Source organism: Bacillus sp. Brlt_9 (genome assembly GCF_051948935.1).
In the GTDB taxonomy this organism is placed as follows: Bacteria; Bacillota; Bacilli; order Bacillales; family Bacillaceae_G; genus Bacillus_A.
In genome coordinates, this window is the sequence record NZ_JAYJLO010000001.1 from 213841 (window position 1) to 236597 (window position 22757).

Sequence of the window (22757 nt, forward strand, 5' to 3'; positions counted from 1 at the left end):
CGTATTTTGCTGAAGAATAAGAGGAGATTTGTAAGTAAGCATTGAATAATAGTAAGGATGCACATAATGGAGAGGAGGCTCGTTCATGTCATTTAAAGACTATGAATATAAACGGCCAAATATTGAAGAATTAAAAGAGAAGTTTACGGTTGCTTTAGAGAAGTTTGATAACGCAAAAACTGTAGAAGAACAAAAACAAGTCATCAATTCAATTAACGAAATTCGCAATGACTTCGGTACAATGGGGAATCTTTGTTACATTCGCCATTCTGTTGATACGACAGATGCTTTTTATAAGGAAGAGCAAGATTTCTTTGATGAATACTCTCCAGTTGTACAAGGATATGGTACAAAGTATTATAATGCGTTAATTCATTCGCCATTCCGTGAAGAATTAGAAGCGTATTATGGGAAGCAATTATTTGCTCTTGCGGAGTGTGATTTAAAAACATATTCTGATGAAGTCGTGAAAGATTTACAATTAGAGAATAAATTGTCTTCACAATATACGCAGTTATTAGCATCTGCAAAAATTGACTTTGCAGGAGAAGAAAGAACATTATCGCAGCTTATTCCATTTATGCAAGGGAAAGAAAGAAGTGAACGTAAAGCAGCAAGTGAAGCATATTACGGATTTTTAGCTGAGAATGAGGAAGAGTTAGATCGTATTTATGACGAGCTTGTTAAAGTAAGAACGAAAATCGCAAAATCTTTAGGTTTCAAAAACTTTGTTGAACTTGGATATGCACGAATGTACCGCACAGATTATAATGCGGAAATGGTGGCGAATTATCGTCAGCAAGTGCTAGATTATATCGTTCCTGTTACGACGGAATTAAGAAAACGACAACAAGCACGCATCGGTGTAGAGAAGTTAGCGTATTACGACGAAAACTTTGAATTCCCTACAGGTAACCCAACTCCAAAAGGAGATGCGGATTGGATTGTTAATCATGGGAAAACGATGTATAAAGAGTTATCGGCTGAAACAGATGAATTTTTCAATTTCATGTTAGATAATGATTTATTAGATTTAGTTGCGAAAAAAGGAAAAGCTGGCGGTGGATATTGTACATATATTGAGAATTATAAAGCACCGTTTATTTTCTCAAACTTTAACGGAACATCTGGCGATATTGACGTATTAACACATGAAGCGGGCCATGCTTTCCAAGTGTACGAAAGTCGTAAATTTGAAATTCCAGAATACAATTGGCCAACATATGAAGCGTGTGAAATCCACTCTATGAGTATGGAATTCTTCACATGGCCATGGATGAAGCTATTCTTTGAAGAAGATGCAGATAAATATTACTTCTCTCACTTAAGTTCAGCACTTCTGTTTTTACCGTATGGTGTATCTGTTGATGAGTATCAACATTATGTATATGAAAATCCTGAAGCATCACCAGAAGAGCGTAAGACAGCATGGCGTAATATAGAGAAAAAGTATTTGCCGCATCGTGATTATGAAGATAATGATTATTTAGAGCGCGGTGGATTCTGGCAACGTCAAGGGCATATTTATAGCTCGCCGTTCTACTATATCGATTACACGTTAGCACAAATTTGCGCACTGCAATTTTGGAAACGTGCAAGAGATAATAGACAAGAGGCTTGGGAAGATTATGTGAATCTATGCCAACAAGGTGGAAGTAAATCATTCTTAGAATTAGTAGAAATTGCAAATTTAACATCTCCATTTGCTGAAGGTTGTGTGAAAAGTGTTATTACAGAAATTGAAGCGTGGCTACATGCAATTGACGACACAAAATTGTAAAAAACATGCGCTTTTTTTCACATGTTTAACATCGACATAAAGCGAAAATGATGAGATAATAAAAGAAAATTCAGAATACTAAAGAGGTGTTTCTAATATGGAGCACCTCTTTTCACCAACAAAAAGGGGGGAAAGAAGTATGCTTCAATCTAATATGGATGTGAGTTTAGAAAGTTTGGTGAACTCATTACAGTCTACTCGAAGCACGCTATTATCAGAAATTGAAATGTTAAATGATACAGAAGTGAATGTAAAGCCACGCCGTGATAAATGGAGTATTATTCAAATTTTGCATCACTTGCATTTAGTTGAACAATCAGTGACGTCTGCCCTTGTATATGCTTTACAAAAAAATGAAAGAAACACGACTCCATTTAAAGACCTCCAACTTACGCTTGATCGCACATATAAACGAGAAGCTCCTCAGCAAATGCAACCAACAGAAACGTTAATGAAAAAACAGCAAGGAATCCAATTACTAGAACATTCACGACAAGAACTATTACACGCGCTTCATAGTGTGATAGATGAAAAAGATCTATTTGAAAATGGATTAAAGCATCCTATTTTTAATGATTTGAATTTGTATCAGTGGGTTCAATTTCTTGATTTGCATGAACAAAGACATCTTACGCAGTTAAAAGAGGCGAAACACGCAATTTTGCAACGATAATCAGAAGGAAGTGGGAGACCACTTCTTTTTTTGATACGTGCATAGTTTTCTTTCTTATTTTGGAATACTACATGGAGAAAGAAAAGAAGGAGTTGAAAAGTATGTCCAAGAAAAAGAAAGAAGAAGAGCGCGCGTGGAAAGCACGTAAAGAAAATCAAAAACCACATGGAAAAGTGAAAGCTTTTGCTGAATTGGTTGAAGGAACAGAAAAAACGTGATGAAATACTCATCACGTTTTTTGTATGAGTGGAAAAGTTAATAAGAAGGTTGTACCGGTACCTTTTTCACTTATAATATCAATTTTTCCATTCATAGCTTGCACAACGCTGAATACGACCATCATTCCAAGACCAGTCCCTTTGTCTTTTGTTGAGTAGAAAGGGGATCCAAGGCGTTTTACTTGTTCTTGATCCATGCCAACTCCTGTATCTTTTATATATAATTGAATATGCTTATGATCAGGAACTAATGTGAAATAAAGATCACCGCCTTTTGGCATGGCCTCAATGCAGTTTTTTAAAATATTTAACAAGCATTGATTTAGTTTTTGTTTTTCTCCCGCGATAAAAAAAGAAGTACTTTGCTTTATATAATGAGTACGCACATTTGCTAAATTAGCAAGCGGTGTAATTAGCGATAATGCATGTAATAGTTCTTCTTCTAACTGTAATCTTTGTTCTTTTTCAATACTTGGTTTTGCAAAGGTTAAATAATCTGTAAGAACGTGGTTTGCTTGTTCGATTCCGTTGATGGCTATGTCGATATATAATTTTCGCTCTTGCTCAGTGCATGTATCTGATTGTAAAAGTTGTAAAAATCCTTTCGTTGAAGTTAATGGGTTGCGAATTTCATGAGAGATGGATGCTGCCATTTCACCAATTAAATGAAATTTTTCAGCATTCATAAGTTCGTTTTGTAGACGAACTTGAGTTTGTAATATGTGTAATAAATATAAAATAAGGATGGTACCAAGTATCGTACATAACTCATACACAATAATATGTGGTATATAATCAGCCTTATTTGTAACCTTTGAAAGGAAGAAAGGTATCCAACTAAATCCGTATGTGAGACTGTAGATAATAGCAAGTATTATTTTTATACGATTAGAAGTTCGATTGAAAAATTTGTATGTAAATAGTAGAACAATAAATAGAAGGATAGAACCGATAAGCGATGGGAAAACACCTATTCCTCCTAATAAGAAGCGGTATATATTTAATACCACTAATATTGATCCACCGGCAATAGGACCTCCGGTTAATGTACCGACAACTAATACGATATGACGCATATCAAATTGAAATCCATAATCTGTTTTTGCTGCGAAAGTGATACATAGTATAGTAACGAGGCAACATAATACAATAAATATAGCTGAATTTAATTTAGGAGAGCGTTTCCCTTTTTGATTCCAAAATAAATGGTATACGAGCATTGTAACAAGGATGAATAATATATTTAAAAAGAGATAAATAATAAAGGATTTCAGTGGGATGCCTCCTCTCTTCTCATATTAAATTAATCATACTATAAAATGAAAGAAATGAAATGAGAAATAGCGGAAAAATCAGAAATTTTTTCTGGTAGTATACAATATGTTACAATAAGCTTTGTCAATGAAAGAAGGAATTCCGTGCAATGCGCGGGAGAGGTTCGCGAACTCCCTCTATAAAAAACTATGGAAACAACAATATCTTTAGGTATTGTTTTGTTTTTTTATTGTGACAGTTCAAGAACGTTCTTTCTTCTTATTCGTAGTAGAGAAGGAGAATGAGTGAAATGAAAAAAGAAAAGGCAGTTGTTGTTTTTAGTGGAGGACAAGATAGTACGACATGTTTATTTTGGGCAATAGAGCAGTTTGCAGAAGTTGAAGCTGTAACGTTTAATTACAATCAACGTCATAAGTTAGAAATTGATTGTGCGGCGGAAATTGCAAATGAGCTAGGAATTAAACATACGGTGCTAGATATGAGTCTATTAAATCAACTTGCTCCAAATGCGTTAACGAGAACGGATATGGAGATTACACATGAAGAAGGTGAATTGCCATCGACGTTTGTAGATGGACGAAATTTACTATTCTTATCATTTGCTGCTGTATTAGCAAAACAAGTGGGAGCACGTCATATTGTAACGGGCGTATGTGAAACTGATTTTAGTGGTTATCCAGATTGCCGTGACGTATTTGTGAAATCATTAAACGTTACATTAAATTTATCTATGGATTATCCGTTTGTCATTCATACACCACTTATGTGGATTGATAAAGCGGAGACATGGAAATTATCTGATAAACTTGGTGCATTTGAGTTTGTTAGAGAAAAAACATTAACATGTTATAACGGAATCATTGGTGATGGTTGCGGTGAATGTCCAGCATGTCAACTTCGTAAAGCAGGATTAGATACGTACCTACAAGAACGCGAAGGAGCGAGTAACTAATGGATAATTTCTTTGGATTTCGCATCGTAGAAAATTTGCAAAAAATGGACAAGGATATTCAGCGTAAACAGCTTAAATATCATAATAAAAGAGTAATGGTCAGCAAGGAATTTACATTTGATGCAGCACACCATTTACACTGTTATGAAGGGAAATGTAAAAACTTACACGGTCACACATATAAAGTTGTATTTGGGATTAGTGGATATGTAAATGAGATAGGTCTTGCGATTGACTTTGGAGATATAAAAGAAATTTGGAAGAATGAAATAGAAATTTATTTAGACCATCGTTATTTAAACGAAACGTTACCAGCGATGAATACGACTGCTGAAAATATGGTCGTTTGGATTTACGAGAAGATGGCAGAAGCATTAATAAAAGATAATCGTGAGAACGAATATAAAGGAGCTCGTGTTGAATTTGTTCGTCTTTTCGAGACGCCAACTAGTTATGCGGAAGTAAGACGGGAGTGGATGCTCGATGAGTAAAATCCCTGTCTTAGAAATATTTGGTCCGACTATTCAAGGTGAAGGAATGGTTGTAGGACAAAAGACGATGTTTATCCGTACAGCTGGCTGTGATTATAGCTGTGCTTGGTGTGATTCTGCTTTTACGTGGGATGGATCGGCTAAAGATCAAATTAGACAGATGACAGCAGAGGACGTTTGGAATGAGCTTGTAGAAATTGGTGGAGAAAATTTTTCTCATGTTACGATTTCAGGTGGAAATCCGGCATTGCTGAAAAATATTGAGTTTCTCCTTTCTATATTAAAAGAGAATGGAATGCGAACGGCAATCGAAACGCAAGGGAGTAAATGGCAAGATTGGTTACTTCAAATTGATGAGATAACGATTTCTCCAAAACCACCAAGCTCGGCAATGAATACTGATTTTCAGAAGTTAGATGATGTAATTCAGAAACTAGCAGGAAAAGATATTAGTTTAAAGGTAGTAGTATTTGACGATTATGACTTCGAGTATGCAGTTAAGATGCATGAACGTTATCCAGATGTACCATTCTTCTTACAAGTAGGGAATGATGATACAAAAACTGTGGATGATGCAATGTTGATTAAAAAGCTATTAGATAAGTATGAGTGGCTTATTGAAAAAGCGGTTAACTGTAAAGAAATGAATAATGCAAAAGTATTGCCGCAGCTTCATGCGTTAGTATGGGGAAATAAACGCGGAGTATAATGAGAAGGGATGTTTAAAATGGCAGGAAGATTAGATGAAGATTTAAAAGATGTAACATTATTAGGAAATCAAAATACAAAATATTTATTTGAATATAGCCCAGAAATTTTAGAGGTATTTGATAACAATCATCCAAACCGTGATTATTTTGTTAAATTCAATTGTCCTGAATTTACAAGCTTATGTCCGAAAACAGGCCAACCAGATTTTGCAACAATTTATATTAGCTACATTCCAGAACAAAGAATGGTAGAGAGTAAGTCTTTAAAGCTATATTTATTTAGTTTCCGCAATCACGGTGACTTCCACGAAGATTGCATGAACGTTATTATGAATGACTTAATTAAATTAATGGATCCACGTTACATTGAGGTATGGGGGAAATTCACACCACGTGGAGGGATTTCAATTGATCCTTACTGCAACTACGGTCGCCCAGGAACGAAGTATGAACAAATGGCAGACTACCGCATGATGAACCATGATTTATATCCAGAAACAATTGATAATCGTTAATATATAATAGAAAGAAAGGATCTGTATGCCATACAGATCCTTTCTTTCTATTATATTATGCATTTTGATTAATGACAGTATAGTTTTTATGACTTACAACTGTAAGAGGTTCCATATCTAGTTCTCTAAAATTTTCCATAATTGTTATATCTACAATAACGGAGTTTTGATTTACTTTTTGAACACGGCCTTGCATTCCACCTTTAAATTCAATGATATCTCCAGTTTCTGCGATCTGCATAAGCAACTCTCCTTGTTACAGTTTTCCCAAAAAAGAATAATTTTGGTTTTTTTTTTATTTCCTCTTATTTTGAACCATATTGTCCAGTTTGTAAATGTTTCCAAAGTAAAAATTCGAAAAATATTCACATTTTGTAAGAAAATATGCAAGAACGCCATGTTAATAGAAAAAAGAACGGTTTAAATGCAGACATCTTTATATAGGGGTATAATAAAAAAATATACAATAACCTACTAAAGTAGGAGAAATTAGAGGCGGTAAAATGATGTTTGAATTTGTGGGGAGTGTTATAGCGTTAACTTTGTTTTTATATTCTTATATACATTTAAAAAAGATTCGTCATCATGAAACGACTACATATTTTGATGGGATGGATGGCGTACATGCTGGGCTCACGTATGAGAGTGGCGGGGATATGTAAAGCTGTATAACTTTCTTTTTTTGCGTGGTATGATATGTAAAAATAGTACATAATAGAGTTCGTAAGTGATGAATGGAGAGTGAAGAGAATGAAGATTTCTTTTATTCGTCATGGTCGCTTAGATCGTACTATAGAACCAATGACGGTTACATCCTTTCATGAATGGATGAAAGGATATGACTTACATACTATAACAGAAAAAGCACCTATACCAATGGAAACAAAGGAAGCGGTTGAAGCAGCAAAATTGATTGTAACGAGTGATCAAAGATGTGCTGTACAGTCAGCAGCTGAATTAGTGGATTCTTTATCTTTTATGCAAAATTCTCTTTTTAGGGAAGCTGAAGTTCCGAAGAGTTTTTATGCTCCAAAATGGTTGAAGTGTAAACCTAACGTATGGATGTTTATCGGACGAGCAGTATGGATACTTGGTTACCATAAAAATGTTGAGTCTTATAAGCAAGTAAGGGAGAGAGCAAAGCAAGCAGCTTACTTGTTACACCGTTACGCTCTCGTACATGGAAGTGTTGCTCTTATAGGTCATAATTATGTGAATGTAATGATTGGTGCGGAACTGAGAGCGATGGGGTGGTCTGGTGCACCTATTTTGCACAGAGAGCCATGGGGATGTACAACATATACGTTTCACGAGGCGATGAATGGAAATGTATTAAATACGAATTTAACATAAAAGCACACGATGTATATAAATCGTGTGCTTTCTTTTTAAGATATAGAAATTTTGATGTTTAATGGTTTTACGAGATGTGCATAAGGTTCGCCTACGAGCATAACAATTTGGTCTTTTTTGTAACCTAGTTTTTCGTATAGTGAATAGGCACGTTTGTTTTCTAAATTGACAAGTAATGCGATTTTTTCATGCTCCTTTTCGGTTGCATGGATTTCAGCAGCTTCAATTAATTTAGAACCGATTCCTTTTCCGCCATATGCACTTGAAACTGATAATGTATCAATGTAATATTCATCAAGCTCAGCTTCTTTTTCTAACGTAATTGATTTATCTTTATGTAATTCTCTTAAGTGATGTACAATTGGTGCATCAAGCGTTGTTGCTTCGCTACCGTGATAAGCGACAATAACTCCAACTGCATCCCCGTCTTGCTCATATACAAAACAGTTTTCATAGCTCAGTCGATTTCTCTCTTTTGAGAACCATGTTTCAAGTCCTAGTAATACTTCTGTCTCAACTGTGCTACCTGTGATTTTTTCAGCAATTTCATGCAGAGCGTTATACAATAAAGGTGCTACCAGTTTCGCATCTGTCTTTTTTGCTTTCCGAATCATAGTATCCCTCCTAGTTCTATTTATATATTGTAGCATAGTGGTATGGAACTTTGCATAATTGAATGTCGAAATGATTGATATAGAGAAGTAGCTATGTTAGTATATGATATTTAGTGGACATATAGTAAAGTGATATCGTTTGCGAAATAATGAAAATGAAATGAAGGTATAGCACCTGGATAATTTTACAGTTGTTGACCTATAGAATATACGATAAAATAAAATATTGCATAGAGGTGAAATACATGGATGAACAATTAGCAAATGCAATTTTGGATCAGCTGAAAAATGGTGAAATAAAGGAGTATGTTGCGACGAAAGATGTATTTTATACGTTCAGGAAAGTTGTAGTTAGTCGTGAAGATTTTAAACATATTATTGGGAATGCACAGCGCGGCGGACAGGTCATTTATACATATTCAGAAACGCCACGTTCGTAACTAGAAGAATTATAGGGGAGGAGAATTATGGGCGATTTTAAACAAGGCATATTACCGCATTGGGATTATATGTGGAAAGATAGAGCGGGCAATAGGTTTATGGGGATGGTCATGTATCCAGAGAAACGCAAGTGTTCAACAAAAATGCTCCAGAAAATAAAAAGAGCATATGAAGAGGCTGTAGAAATTAAAGTAACTGTACAAGTTCAACATACATATCAGTACGTAGAAGGAATGATTGTGTACTTTGATGAAGAGGCTCCTGTATGTACAATGATTGATAAAGATGAAAATCCACATCATATATTTGTAAAAGATATTTTGCGCATTGAGCACTCTGAATAATCTTTTCATAAATAAATTGAATTTCCATAATAATAATCTTTTTCTATAATAGTTATCTTTTAGTATGTAACGCGAACCGAAAGTATATGTATAATATTTAATAAACTAAAATTGATAAATGTAATCGTTTTTTAGAACAGATTATCGTTTCATGTCTGTTCTTTTTTGCGTGATGCTGGAGAAATATATTCCTCCAGCATTTGCCGTTTTATGACAAAATATATTGGTAACTTTTTTAAAAATAAGGTTAAATTCGTTGACAACTTTTTTGAAAAGCACTTTATTGACATGAGTTTTAGAATGTTGTTTCATAGTCATTGTATTGAAAAAAATCGACTGTCTTGTCGAAAAGTAAAAGTTAAAAAAAGAAAGAATTTATACATATATCTTGTGTCTTATTTTGAAACGTAATACAATATATAGAGAAATCAAGAAACAACATACAGAGAGTATAGATTGGAGAGGGAGGGTCGGAAATGTTAGTTGCATATGATTCTATGACAGGAAACGTGAAGCGTTTCATTCACAAATTAAATATGCCGGCCGTTCAAATTGGTGAAGATCTAGTAATAGATGAAGACTTTGTTTTAATTACGTATACAACAGGTTTTGGCAATGTACCAGAACGTGTTTTAGAATTTTTAGAGCGCAATAATGAAAAATTAAAAGGCGTATCTGCAAGCGGCAATCGTAACTGGGGAGACATGTTCGGTGCAAGTGCTGACAAAATTTCTGCTAAATATGAAGTGCCTATTGTATCAAAATTTGAGTTATCAGGAACAAATAACGATGTAGAATATTTTAAGGAAAGGGTGCGGGAGATTGCGACACATTGAACTGAATAATGAAATCACGCAAATGCAGGACGGTTTTTATCAGCTTCATAAAGATAAAGAGGCATTAGAAGTCTTTATGGAAGAAGCTAGAGAGAATACCGTTCATTTTAATAGCGTGGCAGAGCGAATGGAGTATATGAAAGAACATGATTACTATTACAACGTTCTGGACGAGTATAGCTTGGAGGAAGTAGAAGAGGTATATAACATCGCTTATGGTGAAAACTTCGAGTTCCAATCTTATATGGCAGCATCTAAGTTCTACAAAGATTATGCGTTAAAAACAAATGATCAAAAACAATACTTAGAAAGCTATGAAGATCGTGTAGCAATTGTTTCATTATACTTAGGACGCGGTGATGTTGCGAAGGCAAAACACTTCGCAAGCATGATTGTAAAACAAAACTACCAACCAGCGACACCAACCTTTTTAAATGCGGGACGAAGCAGAAGAGGAGAAATGGTGTCTTGTTTCTTGTTAGAGATGGATGATAGCTTAAATTCAATCGGCTTTAACATTAATACTGCAATGCAATTATCGAAAATCGGCGGAGGAGTAGCTTTAAACTTATCTAAGCTACGCGCACGCGGTGAGCAAATTAAAGGTATCGAAAACGCAGCAAGTGGTGTAGTACCTGTTATGAAATTGCTTGAAGATTCGTTTTCATATGCGAATCAACTTGGCCAACGAAAAGGTGCCGGGGCAGTATACTTAAACATTTTCCATTGGGATATTATTGAATTCCTTGATACAAAAAAAATAAATGCCGATGAGAAGAGCCGTATTCAGTCTCTATCAATCGGAATTATCGTTCCAAGTAAGTTCTTTGAGCTTGCTGAGAAAAACGAACCTTTCCATGTTTTCGCGCCTTATACGGTGTATAAAGAATATGGCAAGCATTTAGATGATATTGATATCGATGAAATGTACGATGAATTAATGAGCAATCCGAAAGTGAAGAAGAAGCCGCTAGATATTAGTGCACGTGATATGCTTATTAAAATTGCTATGATTCAACTTGAGTCTGGTTATCCGTACTTAATGTTTAAATCAAATGCAAATAACCAACATCCACTGAAGGATATTGGAACTGTGAAGATGTCGAACTTGTGTTAAATATGTAGCACCTTCTAGTAGAAATGCTAGTCGAAAACTCCGTTAAACGGGGAAAGCCTCAAATTTGAGGTAACCTACCGTGCTAAATCTTATCTTAGAATGAAAATATAAAAGTTCAGAATGTATCTTATTATTTTGTATAGCAGAGTGATGGGACACCATAAAGTAATAAGAGACTTTCTGAAGTATTAAGATAAGTAAAAGCCTAACGACTATCCCTTATGGGAGTAGAGCGCAAGCGATTGGCGTTCGAAAAGCGGAGCACCTAATCAGGTAATGCTGCAGGTGATGATATAGTCTGTCCTGTATGGTGACATACAGCAGTTGCTTGAGCAACGGACTGAGGAGTAGCGAACTCAGTTGAACATTCGAGACAGAAATCTTCCAGTTGCAAGAAACTTCAGAAATAAATGATTACGGTACAGATGATATCATTCGTCGCGATATTAACTGTAACTTAGGATCGTTAAATATCGTAAATGTAATGGAGAATAAAGAAATTCGTGAAGCCGTTCATGCGGGAATGGAAGCTTTAACAGCTGTTTCTGATATGACGATCATTCCGAATGCACCAACTGTGAAAAAAGCGAATGATGAGCTTCATTCAGTTGGACTTGGCGCAATGAACTTACACGGATATTTATCAAAAAACAAAATCGCATATGAAAGTGCTGAAGCGAAAGAGTTTGCTCGTACATTCTTTATGATGTTAAATTACTACTCGATTGAGAAAAGTATGGAAATCGCTAAAGAAAAAGGCGAAACATTTAAAGACTTCGATAAGTCTGATTATGCGAATGGCACATACTTTGAAAAGTACGAAACGACAGATTACAGCCCAGTAACTGAAAAAGTTCAGCAACTATTTGAAGGAATTCATATTCCGACAAAAGAAGATTGGACAAGTTTAAAAGAGCAAGTGAAGAAGAATGGATTATATAATTCATACCGTCTTGCTATCGCTCCAACACAATCTATCAGTTACGTTCAAAATGCAACTTCAAGCGTAATGCCGATCGTAAGTCAAATTGAATCAAGAACGTATGCGAATGCAACAACATATTATCCAATGCCGTATTTATCAAAAGATACGTTCTGGTACTATAAATCTTCTTACGATATGAATCAGTTTAAATTAATTGATTTAATCGCAGAAATCCAAGAACATATTGACCAAGGAATTAGTACAATTCTTTACGTTAATAGTGATATTTCAACACGTGAATTAGCACGTTACTACATCTATGCACATAAAAAAGGCTTAAAGAGTCTTTATTATACGAGAACACGTAAGTTAAGCGTTGAAGAGTGCGTAGCTTGTACCGTTTAATATAAAAAGTGAGACATCATGAGCAGGGTTTTCTGAACCCTGCTCATGCTTAGTTATCAATTTTTCATGTTTATTTAGAGAAGGGGCGATTGAATGCGTGCGGTAAACTGGAACAAAAAAGAAGATGATTTTAGTTTAATGTTTTGGAAGCAAAACATCGCTCAGTTTTGGACAGAAGAAGAAATCGCAGTGTCTTCTGACAAAAATACTTGGGCACAATTATCAAAAGAAGAGCAGATTGCTTATAAGCGTGTATTAGGTGGTTTAACACTTTTAGATACGAAACAAGGCGGCGAAGGGATGCCTCTTGTACTTGTTCATCTTGAAAATTTACAAGCGAAAAGTGTATTAGCTTTCATGGGAGCTATGGAAGAAGTACATGCGAAGAGTTACAGTCATATTTTCACAACGTTAGCTACTGAAGAAGAAATCGATGATATTTTTGAATGGGTAGACAATCATCCTTTACTTGAGAAAAAGGCTGGCATTATCACGAGTTACTATCGTCGTTTATTAAAGCCTGAAGTAGCGAAAAAAGAATTATACATGGCAATGGTAGCCAGTGTGTTCTTAGAAAGTTACTTATTCTATAGTGGTTTCTTCTATCCACTTTACTTAGCTGGTCAAGGAAAACTAACGGCAAGTGGTGAGATTATTAACTTAATAATTCGTGATGAATCAATTCACGGCGTATTCGTCGGTATTTTAGCACAACAACTCTTCGCAGAACTTTCTGCAGAAGATCAACAAGAAGTGCAAAAAGAAACACAAGAGTTATTAATGGAACTATATGAAATTGAAATGGCATACACAGAAGAAATTTACACTTCTATCGGTCTTGTAGAGGATGTAAATCGTTTCGTTCGTTACAATGCGAATAAAGGACTTATGAACTTAGGACTTGAGCCGAAGTTTGAAGAAGAAGAAATTAACCCAATCGTTTTAAATGGTTTACGTACAGATACGAAAAACCATGATTTCTTCTCTGTAAAAGGAAATGGTTACGTAAAAGCGACGAACGTTGAAAAGTTATCTGATGATGACTTCGTGTTTAATTTTTAATATATAATCATAAAGAAAAGCTGTCTTATTCATTGATAAGACAGCTTTTCTTTATGGTTTTGTTTACATAACACTATTATTTTTGTATAACGATTTTTGTTGAAAAAGTTCTATCCGGTTAATGGATAGAACTTTTTTGTAAGTAAATGGGTATTTACAATCTTTTTGTATCAGTGTATTATTTAACTAGTACACCGATACAAAAGGAGGGAAGAAATGAAAATAGAGTTTTCTCCAAATACACCAATTTACATTCAGGTAATGGAATACATAAAAAAAGAAATTGTAACAGGACATTTATTGCCTGGTGATAAAATTCCCTCTGTACGTGAATTAGCGAGTGAATTACAAGTAAATCCAAATACGATTCAGCGTACATTTCAAGAGCTAGAACGGGATAGGGTTGTTGTAACACGTAGAGGAATGGGACGATATGTAACGAATGAAGGGGAGAAAATTATGGAGCTGCGAAAAGAGATGGCGAAAGAATTACTTCATTCTTTTATAGATGGAATGGACAATTTAGGTTTTTCAGAAGAAGAAATTCTTACAATCCTGCGCTCTTCATTACATGAGAAGAGGGAGGAGAGCGAATGACAGAGTTATTAAAAATAGAAAACTTATGGAAGAGATACGGATTAAAAGCAGTGATCCGTGAATTAAACATAGAGATTACGGAAGGGAAAATTATAGGACTCGTTGGAGATAATGGGAGCGGGAAAACGACGTTATTGAAAATGATTGCTGGTCTGCAACATCCTTCTGAAGGCAGTATTACAATCGCTGGTAAAAAGGTCGGATTAGAAACGAAAGAAATTGTTTCTTTTATGTCGGATAAACCAGTATTTGATGATTGGATGACAGTAAAAGATTCTTTATTTTTCTATCGAGATTTTTATAAAGACTTCGACATTCAAAAAGCGGTAGATACGATTGCGGAATTTAAAATACCGTTAGAAGAAAGAATTACAGCTTTATCAAAAGGTATGGTTGAAAAGCTACAAATTATTTTAACATTTTCGAGGAAAGCGAAGTTATACGTACTAGATGAACCGCTTGGCGGAATTGATCTCGTTTCTAGAGAACATGTATTAGAACTTATTTTACAATTTTATCGCGAAGATTGTACCATTTTAATTGCAACACATTTAATTGGAGAAGTGGAAAATATTTTTGACGAAGTAATCTTTTTAAAAGATGGTGAGAGTGTACTACATGAAAATGTAGAGGAGTTACGCTTTCAGCGAGGAAAAGCTGTCACAGATGTGTTTAAGGAGGTGTTTAGTAGATGAAGGCCAGTTTAATATATATGTACAATGCGAATAAAAAACAAATTATTATTTCGTTATTGTCATTCATATTTATTGTAGCTGTCGCTTTTGTAAGTATGGGAAATTATATTAAACAAGAATCAGGAGAAGTAAGGCAAATGATTACAATTGCTTTAGTATTCTTAGTTTATTTAATTTTTGCGGTATTAGTATTTCTGCAGGCGATGTCTGCGTTTGGGAAAATGACTGAAAGTAAATTATTTCGGTTAACACCGATATCTGGTAAAAAAATTGTTTTAGCAATATTGTCATATGCAGCAATTAGCTTAATGTGTTTTGAATTAATAGGTGCTATGTTTTTCTATAGTATTTCGATGAAAGTAATAAAAGGTACAGAACTCCATGAATTGTTATTCACCGAAAGTACACTTACACTAGATATGGTAAAGCAGTTATTTAGTAGCGTGTTATATGTATTTAATTTATCAAGTATATTGTTAGTCTTACTTTTTATAGTAGCTGGAGTTAAAGTATTTTCTTTGAAAAAGAAAAAAATAGAGTATGTAATTATTTTCTTCTTATTTTTACTAGTGACGAAAGTAATCAATATGATATATGAAATGTTAGGCGGATTTGCACCTACATCTGCTTTTATCAAAAAATTAGTTTATATAGATGAATCGACAGATGTAAATCTCATACTATATCCAGAAAAACTTATGAATGTATATAGTATTGCTTTTTCAATCGGTATATTTGTTCTACTTGTTTATATAACAGGTCGCATAATTGATAAAAAACTAGAAGTCTAAAGGAGGAATCAACATTGGGAAATGTAGTAGTAAAGTTAGAGAATGTTCGAAAAAGGATTGGTGGAACGGAAATTATCCGCGGTTTATCATTTGAAGTTCGTGAAGGGGAAGTGTACGGGTTCCTTGGACCGAACGGTAGTGGTAAAACGACGACAATTCGTATGATGACAGGTCTTATATCAATGACAGAGGGCGATATTACAATTTGCGGTCATAGTATTCGCACGGAGCGTGAAAAGGCGCTAGAGCAAATTGGAGCGATCGTAGAAAATCCTGAACTATATGATTATATGAATGGAATGCAAAACTTAAAGCATTTTGCGAACATGGCAATCACACCAATTAGTAAAGAGCGCATTGCTGAGATTGTAAAGCTTGTTGAGTTAGAGCATGCGATTCATAAAAAGGTGAAAACATATTCACTTGGTATGAAACAACGTTTAGGAATTGCACAGGCATTACTGCATCAGCCAAAAATCTTAATTTTAGATGAGCCGACAAATGGATTAGATCCAGCTGGTATTCGTCAAATTCGTGATTATTTACAGCGTTTAGCGAAAGAAGAGAATATTGCCGTAATCGTATCAAGTCACTTGTTAAGTGAAATTGAACTTATGTGTGATCGTGTCGTTATTATTAAGCAAGGTGAGTTTGTACAAGAGTACAACTTACATGAACAAGCGAAACATGATGAGACAGTCGTCGTAGCGTTTGAAGTAGATCAAGTACAGAAAGCAAATGAAATCATTAAAGGTAAGGCGCAAGGAAATGTAATTGCAGTATCTGTAACGAAAGAAGAAATTCCACAACTTGTAAAAAGACTTGTGAATGATGATGTGCTTATATACGGAGTTACTGTTCAAAATAAAACGTTAGAGGATGAGTTCTTAGCGATTACAGGGGGAGTGAAAGCGTAATGTTTAAATTAATTCAAAATGAATTTTTAAAGTTGCATGCGAAAAAAGGTATGTATATTTTAATTGGTGCCATTGCAGTATTGGAGATTTTGGGAGTTTTAGCGATGCTGAAATGGGGAGACGGAAGTGAATTTAAAGGATCGTATTTAGATTTTGCAAGTTCAGAGATTGGTTTAATTACTTTGTTTGCAACAATTTTTGGAATTACGATTGCTTCTCGTATGATTACGGATGAGTTCCAAAAAGGTACAATTAAGCAGTTATTAATCCGTCCAAGAAAACGAATTACAGTTTTATTCTCTAAGTATACTACAGTGTTACTTACTATAGTATTTATCATATTTGCTAGCACGTTAATTGCAATGATTATTGGCGGAATTGTAATGGATGGTAGTAAAACAGAATTAACGGTAGGAATCGTAATGAAATCTACTTTATATCAAGTCCTTTCGCCATTCTTCTTTGCGACGCTTGCATTTTTCTTAGCAAACGTATTTAGAAAGTCTGTACTACCATTAATTATTACGATGTTCCTCTTCTTTTTACAAGGACCAATTAATATGGTACTGATGATGTTTGCAAAAGGTGTAGCTAAATTTGTAGTGTTTTTCCATTTAAATTTAAGTGTGTACGATAGCAATAAACTAGTAAGTGGCGGAGCGGAACCAACATTTACAGAGTTTACATTTACAACTTCATTATTACTTGTAGCTGCATACTTTATTGTATTACTTGTAGCATCAAGTGCATTATTCCAAAAACGTGACGTATTATAATAAAAGAAATCCCCGCTTGTAAAACGGGGATTTTTATTACATAACTTTCTCTTAAATTTCAATTTAAAAAATGATTACTATATGTTATTTGGGAGAATTTAAGAAAAATAGGAAGATTTTCAACTATATTCATATTATAATTTAATTATCACACCATTTATTTTACAATCTTTGGGGGTGTTCTCTATGCACTATGCATTTTCACGTATAAGACTGCGCAGTTTTTTTGGATGGATGATTATAGGATTGTTCCTTACGATAATTCCATTAGGTCTAGCAAACGTTTCTGAGAATACGATGGAAGTTATTTCGCAAATAACTGTATTTTTTGTATTTCCGTTATTTTGGTTATACGTAAAAACAAATAAAAATAATGTTGTATTTAACAGCTTTTTTGATAAGCCAGGACGTTTACCGTGGGGATTAATTGTATTAGCAACAATAATGGGAATGATTTTTTCAGTTGGTATATCTCATATTCAATTTTACATATTAGCACATACGTTACCGAATTTCTTAGTTACCATGTTAGAAGATGGAACTGTCATTAATACGAGTAACATATATATGACGATATTTACTTTCATTTCAGCATGTGTATTAGCACCTATTATGGAAGAGGTTATTTTTAGGGGATTCTTTTTACAGCGAATGGCTTATAAATGGGGAATTAAAAAAGCTGTAATCATATCTTCACTTATTTTTGGTCTAGGACATTTTGATGTTATTGGTGCGTTCATGTTTGGTGTTGTAATGTGTCTTTTATACATAAAGACGAAAAATATATGGACGAATATCGCTGTGCATGCTTTAAATAATTTGATTGCAACAAGTATGCAATTTATCGGTGGAGAAGAGAGTAGCGCAATCTCAATTCCTGAATTACAAGCGCAAAGTAATTTATGGGTTGGTATCGGTCTTACAGTTGTTGGGTTACTTTGGTTAATTCCTTATGTTTGGAAACAATGGCGTACAGTGAAAGAAGTGGGTGTACCACCAGTGCGCTTCGTAAATGAGGAAAAAGTAGGGAATGCATCACAAGAAGATGAAGTGTATAGTCAAGTGATCGTAACAGATAGATTGATGGCTGTAGAGCTACCAGATGAAGCAGTAAATAAGCTTCGATTAGAAGAAAATGATTATGTAACAGTATCTGTAGAAGAAGATAAAATTGTGATAAAGAAAGCACATGATAGATAATTGAAAAGTAGCTCCTAAAGAGCTACTTTTTAATTTGTAATAATTTCTACACGAAAATTATTACCGTTCTTTACATATTTAATATCTGTAACAGTGCGGACTGTTTTTAAAATCTCAACCTTTTCACCAATTCGAGGGATAGTTGGAACATTATCCCAAATACCAAGCAATTCATCTAATTGTGCCGTTTTTTCATAAAACCAGATTTTCAATGTAAAGCCCCTTTCTAGAACTTTATGTATTTTAATACATAATATATTATTTTTATTCTTATTGTAAGGGGTTTTTTTATATTTTATGAATAAAAATTAATTAATCTTCTGGGAAGATATGTTCAATATCAGGAGTAAGAGATACTTCTGATAATACGATATGAGAAACAGTCGTCGCGTATGAAGAAACATCATTGATAAATTCTTCAAGTTCAACGAGTGAAGGAACAGAAATTTTTACAATGTAGCATAAGCTCCCTGTTACGCGGTAACAAAAACTTGCAGATGGATAAGACTGAATAAACTGTTGCATACGTGTTGTATCACCATTTTTTAAAGTGATTTCTAAAATACAATCTAAAACAAGTCCTGCTTTTTTATAATCGATATCGATTGTGTACTTTTGAATCACGCCTTCACTTTCCAGTTTACGAACACGTTCTGCAGTAGATGGAGCAGATAAGTTTACTCGCTTTGCCAATTCACGCATGGACAGGCGACTATCATTATATAATTCATTTAAAATTTTTCGATCAACACGATCTAGTTGCATTTGTAAATATACCTCCAGTAAAATAATGATTTTTGTAAAGGAAAAACATAAATTAAGATTCATATGAAATGTAAAGTGAACTTTATTTATTTTACAATAAAACAGAAGAAAATAGGAGGGGAAATGATGGAGAGAATTTCATTATCAAATGTGGGAGATACAAAGTTTCAAAAGTTATTAGGGCATAATCCAGAGTTATTACATTCATGGAGTATGGTAGAGAATACACTGTATAGTAAAGGAATTCTCTCGGCAGAGATGAAAGAACAAGTAAGAAGAACATTAGCGTACGGGAATGAATGTCCGTATTGTATGGCAAAAGGAAGGCCTGATGATATACAAAAGGTAGAAGAAATAAGTGTAGCCGTTACTTTTGCACATACGTTTGTTCATGATAAACAAGCGATAGATGACAATATGTTTCGTGTATTGAAACAATACTGGACGGAAAAAGAAATTGTAGAACTTTGTGCTTATATTTGTTTTATTACTGCATCGCAGCAACTTGGTGTTCTGTTTCAATTACAGCCTAATTAAGGAGAGAATAATGATAAATCAAACAGCATTTATCATTATTGATGTACAAAAAGCGTTTTAATATGAAGAGCTTGCTACGATTTTGACGACAGAAGGACTATTAAAATTATTTTAAGAAAATAATTGCGAATTATGTAGAAAAAAATAAGAATATTTCGTATAATCTAAGTACAATCATTTTGAAATAGGGGTGGCATCATATGGAGCAAATTCCGGTAAAGAGAATAGAAGAAGTACTTGTTGTAGCAGGGAACGATAAACAGAAGCAAAAGGAATTTTATGAATTGCTCTTATCTACTGAGTTTTATGTTGCTGGTTCACTAGAAGCAGAGGACGGGGCAACAGAAGGGATACTTCGTTTGCGTCATTTCCAAGGAGAGGATAGATGGATTGTTCCGTTCTTTACACAAATGGAATTTGTAAAAGATGTGTTGCCAGAAGGAACGCCCCTTATTACGATACGTGGGAAAGAGTTATTTGGTAGCATTGAGAAAGATGCTACAGCAGTATTAAATGTTGGAACTGATATAAGTAAAACATTTATTCCAGAAGAAATTGCAGATATCGCATCTGGACGAATTTTTAATTATTATAAATAAAAGGAAAAGCGGAATCGCTTTTCCTTTTTAATTTGAAAACGGAGTGGCTATGCCAGAGGAAATAGAGAGTGTTTTATTATTTGTATTTATTGTCGCTGTGGCTCCAAGAGGAATCCCGATGTTTGGGCTTATATGACCGATCGGTAAACTGAATAGAACAGGTATATGATATGGTGCGAAATATTCATATAGTATTGTTTGTAATGATTGAGATGGTTTAGAAGGAGTACAGTCGTGACAACTTGTAAAAATAACACCACTACACTCATTGAATTTTCCAGATAAAAATAGCTGATTTAACATACGGTCAATGCGATACGGTTCTTCCCCAATGTCTTCAAGGAGCAAAAGTTTATTAGCCGTAATTAGCTCATAGGATGAGCCAATTATACTCGTTAATACAGTTAAATTCCCTCCCACCAATGTGCCTGTAACGGTACAGGAAGAGGTAGGGACGATACATTCTGAAGCAGATAAGATGGTGGAATACGGATGGAATAGTTGATTGAAAGAAGATAAAGAAAGAGAATTTACCCCTTTTCCTAACTCTTCCACCATTGGGCCATGAAAAGTAACGAGCTTTGCATAACGTGAAAAGGCAGTATGTAAAGCTGTAATATCGCTATATCCCCAAAAGATTTTTGGATTTTGCCGAATGATTTCATATTGAATGTGAGGGAGGAGACGGGCACTTCCGTAACCACCTCGTGCACAGAAAATGGCCTTTATTTCATGATTTGAAAAAGCTTCATGTATATCATCGAGACGAACTTGATCACTTCCAGCTAAATATCCATATTTCTCATAAACACTCTTCCCGATTACTACAGATAACCCCATTTCTTGTAGTACGTTTACACCTTTTAATACATTTTCAATTGTTGGTGGGCCAGACGGTGCAATAATCATTACTGTATCACCTTGTTGTAACGCATTTGGATATATCATTGTTTTCAGCCTCCTTCACTTTCAATATATTCGCTTCATATGAAGTTCAACCCTTGTAAAAGAAGGGGAAAGTTTGTCAAATAAAGAAGATATAAGGGGAATAGGAGGAGAAATGATGTTTACAAGTCGAGTCATAGATATATTACAAATTAAGTATCCAATCATTCAAGCAGGTATGGCAGGTGCGATTACGACGCCAGAACTTGTTGCAGCTGTAAGTAATAGCGGAGGATTAGGAACGCTTGGAGCAGGCTATATGAGCCCTGAACAAATTCGTGACGCAATTTATAAAATAAGGGAACGAACGGATAAGCCTTTCGGTGTTAACTTATTGTTAACGAAAGAGGTACAGATAGAAGAAGAGAAGGTAATCTTGGCAAAAGGATTACTTAGCGGAGTGAATAGAGAATTCGGTATAGAGGAAGAAGAGCAGTTAAAGCTTCCGAAAAGTTATAAAGAACAATTACAAGTGTTAGTAGAAGAAAACGTGCCAGCCGTTAGCTTTGCATTTCAAACGTTAGAAAAAGAAGAAATAGATGACTTAAAAAGAAGAGGAATAAAAGTCATTGGAACAGCTACTCATGTGGCAGAGGCGAAAGTACTTGCTGAATTAGGAGTAGACATTATTGTCGGTCAAGGTAGTGAGGCAGGAGGGCATAGAGGAACGTTTATTGGGAAAGAACAGGACGCTATGATTGGGACGTTTGCATTAATTCCGCAGTTAGTAGCAGCAGTCCCGCATATCCCAATTGTTGCAGCAGGTGGTGTAATGAACGGACAAGGGCTTGTTGCGGCATTTACACTGGGGGCAGAAGCTGTTCAAATGGGATCAGCCTTTTTAACGAGTGAAGAAAGTATTACGCATGATGTGTATAAAGAAGCAGTTTTACGTAGTACAGATACGAGTACAACTGTGACCCGTGCGTTTTCCGGGAAATATGCACGGGGTATTCGTAATGAATTTATAGAGAGACATGAAGGGAAAGAAGAAGGGCTTCCGATGTATCCAGTGCAAAATGTATTAACCTCTAGAATACGCCAAGAAGCAGCAAAACAAAATAAAGGAGAATACATGTCGCTTTGGGCAGGGCAAGCGTCATCATTAGCACGAATAGAATCAGCTCAGCATGTTGTGGAGCGAGTGATGAAAGAAGCAGATAACGTAATTGAACAATTGCAAAATGTATATAGAAAAAGACCACTTGAATAATTCAAGCGGTC

29 protein-coding genes, 1 pseudogene and 1 riboswitch are annotated in these 22757 nt (G+C 34.8%); of the genes and pseudogenes, 24 read left to right on the plus strand and 6 right to left on the minus strand.

Going from position 1 to position 22757, the window contains the following annotated elements; translation table 11 throughout:
* The first annotated feature begins 85 nt into the window (after positions 1-85).
* The 3 genes from VF726_RS01125 (at position 86) to VF726_RS01135 (ending at position 2671) form a co-directional block, all read left to right on the plus strand.
* Positions 86-1780: a M3 family oligoendopeptidase gene (locus tag VF726_RS01125; protein WP_440165240.1), complete on the plus strand. Its 1695-nt coding sequence runs from the start codon at positions 86-88 to the stop codon at positions 1778-1780.
* Positions 1781-1919: 139 nt separating this feature from the next.
* Positions 1920-2453: a DinB family protein gene (locus tag VF726_RS01130; protein WP_087979889.1), complete on the plus strand. Its 534-nt coding sequence runs from the start codon at positions 1920-1922 to the stop codon at positions 2451-2453.
* A gap of 101 nt (positions 2454-2554) precedes the next feature.
* Positions 2555-2671, plus strand: a complete 117-nt coding sequence (locus VF726_RS01135; RefSeq protein ID WP_000038254.1) for a DUF6254 family protein — start codon at positions 2555-2557, stop codon at positions 2669-2671.
* 11 nt (positions 2672-2682) lie between these two features.
* On the opposite strand, the gene kinB is transcribed toward VF726_RS01135, so the two are convergent.
* On the minus strand, positions 2683-3891 hold the full coding sequence (gene kinB / locus VF726_RS01140; protein ID WP_270731197.1) for a sporulation sensor histidine kinase KinB: 1209 nt from the start codon (positions 3889-3891) through the stop codon (positions 2683-2685).
* Between the two features lie 207 nt (positions 3892-4098).
* Positions 4099-4142, plus strand: a riboswitch (PreQ1 riboswitch).
* Between the two features lie 93 nt (positions 4143-4235).
* Between kinB and queC the strand changes: the two genes are divergently transcribed.
* The 4 genes from queC to queF are packed head-to-tail and all read left to right on the plus strand — an operon-like array spanning position 4236 to position 6614.
* On the plus strand, positions 4236-4898 hold the full coding sequence (queC, locus tag VF726_RS01145) for a 7-cyano-7-deazaguanine synthase QueC (RefSeq protein ID WP_440165244.1): 663 nt from the start codon (positions 4236-4238) through the stop codon (positions 4896-4898).
* Complete coding sequence (gene queD / locus VF726_RS01150; RefSeq protein ID WP_440165246.1) at positions 4898-5389, plus strand: 6-carboxytetrahydropterin synthase QueD; 492 nt, start codon at positions 4898-4900, stop codon at positions 5387-5389. The genes queC and queD overlap by 1 nt, the downstream gene beginning before the upstream one ends.
* A complete protein-coding gene (gene queE, locus VF726_RS01155) occupies positions 5382-6098 on the plus strand; it encodes a 7-carboxy-7-deazaguanine synthase QueE (protein ID WP_048526812.1) in 717 nt (238 codons plus the stop codon). The genes queD and queE overlap by 8 nt, the downstream gene beginning before the upstream one ends.
* Before the next feature lie 18 nt (positions 6099-6116).
* The gene (queF, locus tag VF726_RS01160) at positions 6117-6614 is read left to right on the plus strand and encodes a preQ(1) synthase (RefSeq protein WP_000918895.1); all 498 of its coding nucleotides are present in this window, start codon (positions 6117-6119) and stop codon (positions 6612-6614) included.
* A 55-nt stretch (positions 6615-6669) separates the two neighbouring features.
* Here the strand turns inward: queF and VF726_RS01165 are convergent, their stop codons facing one another.
* Complete coding sequence (locus VF726_RS01165; RefSeq protein WP_001165081.1) at positions 6670-6855, minus strand: YkvS family protein; 186 nt, start codon at positions 6853-6855, stop codon at positions 6670-6672.
* Between the two features lie 265 nt (positions 6856-7120).
* On the opposite strand from VF726_RS01165, the gene VF726_RS01170 reads away from it, so the two are divergent.
* Complete coding sequence (locus VF726_RS01170; protein ID WP_440165251.1) at positions 7121-7276, plus strand: hypothetical protein; 156 nt, start codon at positions 7121-7123, stop codon at positions 7274-7276.
* A gap of 88 nt (positions 7277-7364) precedes the next feature.
* The gene (locus VF726_RS01175; RefSeq protein WP_440165253.1) at positions 7365-7967 is read left to right on the plus strand and encodes a histidine phosphatase family protein; all 603 of its coding nucleotides are present in this window, start codon (positions 7365-7367) and stop codon (positions 7965-7967) included.
* A gap of 35 nt (positions 7968-8002) precedes the next feature.
* On the opposite strand, the gene VF726_RS01180 is transcribed toward VF726_RS01175, so the two are convergent.
* Positions 8003-8581, minus strand: coding sequence for a GNAT family N-acetyltransferase (locus VF726_RS01180; protein WP_440165255.1), 579 nt, complete (start codon positions 8579-8581; stop codon positions 8003-8005).
* A 245-nt stretch (positions 8582-8826) separates the two neighbouring features.
* Here VF726_RS01180 and VF726_RS01185 point away from each other — a divergent pair, with 245 nt between their 5' ends.
* From VF726_RS01185 to VF726_RS01240, 12 genes and pseudogenes are all read left to right on the plus strand, one after another.
* On the plus strand, positions 8827-9021 hold the full coding sequence (locus VF726_RS01185) for a hypothetical protein (RefSeq protein WP_000344282.1): 195 nt from the start codon (positions 8827-8829) through the stop codon (positions 9019-9021).
* A 27-nt stretch (positions 9022-9048) separates the two neighbouring features.
* Entirely contained in the window at positions 9049-9366 is a 318-nt protein-coding gene (locus VF726_RS01190; RefSeq protein WP_166704852.1) for a hypothetical protein, read from the plus strand.
* Positions 9367-9842: 476 nt separating this feature from the next.
* Positions 9843-10202, plus strand: a complete 360-nt coding sequence (gene nrdI / locus VF726_RS01195) for a class Ib ribonucleoside-diphosphate reductase assembly flavoprotein NrdI (RefSeq protein ID WP_048526818.1) — start codon at positions 9843-9845, stop codon at positions 10200-10202.
* Positions 10189-11316, plus strand: a pseudogene (locus VF726_RS01200) (ribonucleotide reductase N-terminal alpha domain-containing protein); the annotation flags it as partial. The gene nrdI and the pseudogene VF726_RS01200, both read left to right, overlap by 14 nt.
* A gap of 382 nt (positions 11317-11698) precedes the next feature.
* Positions 11699-12649: a ribonucleotide reductase gene (locus VF726_RS01205; RefSeq protein ID WP_306295567.1), complete on the plus strand. Its 951-nt coding sequence runs from the start codon at positions 11699-11701 to the stop codon at positions 12647-12649.
* Between the two features lie 93 nt (positions 12650-12742).
* Positions 12743-13711: a class 1b ribonucleoside-diphosphate reductase subunit beta gene (nrdF, locus tag VF726_RS01210; RefSeq protein WP_440165259.1), complete on the plus strand. Its 969-nt coding sequence runs from the start codon at positions 12743-12745 to the stop codon at positions 13709-13711.
* Between the two features lie 216 nt (positions 13712-13927).
* Entirely contained in the window at positions 13928-14308 is a 381-nt protein-coding gene (locus VF726_RS01215) for a GntR family transcriptional regulator (protein WP_144613738.1), read from the plus strand.
* The gene (locus VF726_RS01220; protein WP_064476714.1) at positions 14305-15003 is read left to right on the plus strand and encodes an ABC transporter ATP-binding protein; all 699 of its coding nucleotides are present in this window, start codon (positions 14305-14307) and stop codon (positions 15001-15003) included. The genes VF726_RS01215 and VF726_RS01220 overlap by 4 nt, the downstream gene beginning before the upstream one ends.
* A complete protein-coding gene (locus VF726_RS01225; RefSeq protein WP_440165261.1) occupies positions 15000-15794 on the plus strand; it encodes an ABC transporter permease in 795 nt (264 codons plus the stop codon). The genes VF726_RS01220 and VF726_RS01225 overlap by 4 nt, the downstream gene beginning before the upstream one ends.
* Positions 15795-15808: 14 nt before the next feature.
* Positions 15809-16711, plus strand: coding sequence for an ABC transporter ATP-binding protein (locus VF726_RS01230; protein ID WP_440165263.1), 903 nt, complete (start codon positions 15809-15811; stop codon positions 16709-16711).
* Positions 16711-17487 (plus strand): ABC transporter permease, encoded by a 777-nt coding sequence (locus VF726_RS01235; RefSeq protein ID WP_440165265.1) that lies wholly within the window; start codon positions 16711-16713, stop codon positions 17485-17487. Before VF726_RS01230 ends, VF726_RS01235 begins: the two co-directional genes overlap by 1 nt.
* A gap of 186 nt (positions 17488-17673) precedes the next feature.
* On the plus strand, positions 17674-18687 hold the full coding sequence (locus tag VF726_RS01240) for a CPBP family glutamic-type intramembrane protease (RefSeq protein WP_440165267.1): 1014 nt from the start codon (positions 17674-17676) through the stop codon (positions 18685-18687).
* Between the two features lie 29 nt (positions 18688-18716).
* Here VF726_RS01240 and VF726_RS01245 read toward each other — a convergent pair whose 3' ends face one another.
* Together VF726_RS01245 and VF726_RS01250 are read right to left on the minus strand one after the other, a co-directional pair.
* Positions 18717-18899 carry a DUF3913 family protein gene (locus VF726_RS01245; protein ID WP_030024226.1) on the minus strand — a complete coding sequence of 61 codons (183 nt, stop codon included), beginning with the start codon at positions 18897-18899 and terminating at the stop codon, positions 18717-18719.
* A gap of 100 nt (positions 18900-18999) precedes the next feature.
* Positions 19000-19452 (minus strand): Lrp/AsnC family transcriptional regulator, encoded by a 453-nt coding sequence (locus VF726_RS01250; RefSeq protein ID WP_001175498.1) that lies wholly within the window; start codon positions 19450-19452, stop codon positions 19000-19002.
* A 123-nt stretch (positions 19453-19575) separates the two neighbouring features.
* Here VF726_RS01250 and VF726_RS01255 point away from each other — a divergent pair, with 123 nt between their 5' ends.
* Together VF726_RS01255 and VF726_RS01260 are read left to right on the plus strand one after the other, a co-directional pair.
* Positions 19576-19989 carry a carboxymuconolactone decarboxylase family protein gene (locus VF726_RS01255; RefSeq protein WP_440165271.1) on the plus strand — a complete coding sequence of 138 codons (414 nt, stop codon included), beginning with the start codon at positions 19576-19578 and terminating at the stop codon, positions 19987-19989.
* Positions 19990-20189: 200 nt separating this feature from the next.
* Positions 20190-20588 carry an SseB family protein gene (locus VF726_RS01260; RefSeq protein WP_087958001.1) on the plus strand — a complete coding sequence of 133 codons (399 nt, stop codon included), beginning with the start codon at positions 20190-20192 and terminating at the stop codon, positions 20586-20588.
* A 27-nt stretch (positions 20589-20615) separates the two neighbouring features.
* Here the strand turns inward: VF726_RS01260 and VF726_RS01265 are convergent, their stop codons facing one another.
* Positions 20616-21536, minus strand: coding sequence for a S66 peptidase family protein (locus VF726_RS01265; protein ID WP_440165273.1), 921 nt, complete (start codon positions 21534-21536; stop codon positions 20616-20618).
* 115 nt (positions 21537-21651) lie between these two features.
* Between VF726_RS01265 and VF726_RS01270 the strand changes: the two genes are divergently transcribed.
* Positions 21652-22746, plus strand: coding sequence for an NAD(P)H-dependent flavin oxidoreductase (locus VF726_RS01270; protein ID WP_440165275.1), 1095 nt, complete (start codon positions 21652-21654; stop codon positions 22744-22746).
* Positions 22747-22757: the final 11 nt, after the last annotated feature.

Bases quoted from the DNA above. Each gene is read 5' to 3' on its own strand.
- queC (WP_440165244.1), top strand. From the start codon at position 4,236: ATGAAAAAAGAAAAGGCAGTTGTTGTTTTTAGTGGAGGACAAGATAGT.
- queE (WP_048526812.1), top strand. From the start codon at position 5,382: ATGAGTAAAATCCCTGTCTTAGAAATATTTGGTCCGACTATTCAAGGT.
- kinB (WP_270731197.1), bottom strand. From the start codon at position 3,891: ATGCTCGTATACCATTTATTTTGGAATCAAAAAGGGAAACGCTCTCCT.
- VF726_RS01125 (WP_440165240.1), top strand. From the start codon at position 86: ATGTCATTTAAAGACTATGAATATAAACGGCCAAATATTGAAGAATTA.
- VF726_RS01225 (WP_440165261.1), top strand. From the start codon at position 15,000: ATGAAGGCCAGTTTAATATATATGTACAATGCGAATAAAAAACAAATT.
- nrdF (WP_440165259.1), top strand. From the start codon at position 12,743: ATGCGTGCGGTAAACTGGAACAAAAAAGAAGATGATTTTAGTTTAATG.
- VF726_RS01135 (WP_000038254.1), top strand. From the start codon at position 2,555: ATGTCCAAGAAAAAGAAAGAAGAAGAGCGCGCGTGGAAAGCACGTAAA.
- VF726_RS01165 (WP_001165081.1), bottom strand. From the start codon at position 6,855: ATGCAGATCGCAGAAACTGGAGATATCATTGAATTTAAAGGTGGAATG.
- VF726_RS01215 (WP_144613738.1), top strand. From the start codon at position 13,928: ATGAAAATAGAGTTTTCTCCAAATACACCAATTTACATTCAGGTAATG.
- VF726_RS01220 (WP_064476714.1), top strand. From the start codon at position 14,305: ATGACAGAGTTATTAAAAATAGAAAACTTATGGAAGAGATACGGATTA.
- VF726_RS01170 (WP_440165251.1), top strand. From the start codon at position 7,121: ATGTTTGAATTTGTGGGGAGTGTTATAGCGTTAACTTTGTTTTTATAT.
- VF726_RS01175 (WP_440165253.1), top strand. From the start codon at position 7,365: ATGAAGATTTCTTTTATTCGTCATGGTCGCTTAGATCGTACTATAGAA.
- VF726_RS01270 (WP_440165275.1), top strand. From the start codon at position 21,652: ATGTTTACAAGTCGAGTCATAGATATATTACAAATTAAGTATCCAATC.
- VF726_RS01250 (WP_001175498.1), bottom strand. From the start codon at position 19,452: ATGCAACTAGATCGTGTTGATCGAAAAATTTTAAATGAATTATATAAT.
- VF726_RS01235 (WP_440165265.1), top strand. From the start codon at position 16,711: ATGTTTAAATTAATTCAAAATGAATTTTTAAAGTTGCATGCGAAAAAA.
- VF726_RS01130 (WP_087979889.1), top strand. From the start codon at position 1,920: ATGCTTCAATCTAATATGGATGTGAGTTTAGAAAGTTTGGTGAACTCA.
- VF726_RS01185 (WP_000344282.1), top strand. From the start codon at position 8,827: ATGGATGAACAATTAGCAAATGCAATTTTGGATCAGCTGAAAAATGGT.
- VF726_RS01255 (WP_440165271.1), top strand. From the start codon at position 19,576: ATGATGGAGAGAATTTCATTATCAAATGTGGGAGATACAAAGTTTCAA.
- VF726_RS01240 (WP_440165267.1), top strand. From the start codon at position 17,674: ATGCACTATGCATTTTCACGTATAAGACTGCGCAGTTTTTTTGGATGG.
- queD (WP_440165246.1), top strand. From the start codon at position 4,898: ATGGATAATTTCTTTGGATTTCGCATCGTAGAAAATTTGCAAAAAATG.
- queF (WP_000918895.1), top strand. From the start codon at position 6,117: ATGGCAGGAAGATTAGATGAAGATTTAAAAGATGTAACATTATTAGGA.
- VF726_RS01190 (WP_166704852.1), top strand. From the start codon at position 9,049: ATGGGCGATTTTAAACAAGGCATATTACCGCATTGGGATTATATGTGG.
- VF726_RS01180 (WP_440165255.1), bottom strand. From the start codon at position 8,581: ATGATTCGGAAAGCAAAAAAGACAGATGCGAAACTGGTAGCACCTTTA.
- VF726_RS01265 (WP_440165273.1), bottom strand. From the start codon at position 21,536: ATGATATATCCAAATGCGTTACAACAAGGTGATACAGTAATGATTATT.
- VF726_RS01260 (WP_087958001.1), top strand. From the start codon at position 20,190: ATGGAGCAAATTCCGGTAAAGAGAATAGAAGAAGTACTTGTTGTAGCA.
- nrdI (WP_048526818.1), top strand. From the start codon at position 9,843: ATGTTAGTTGCATATGATTCTATGACAGGAAACGTGAAGCGTTTCATT.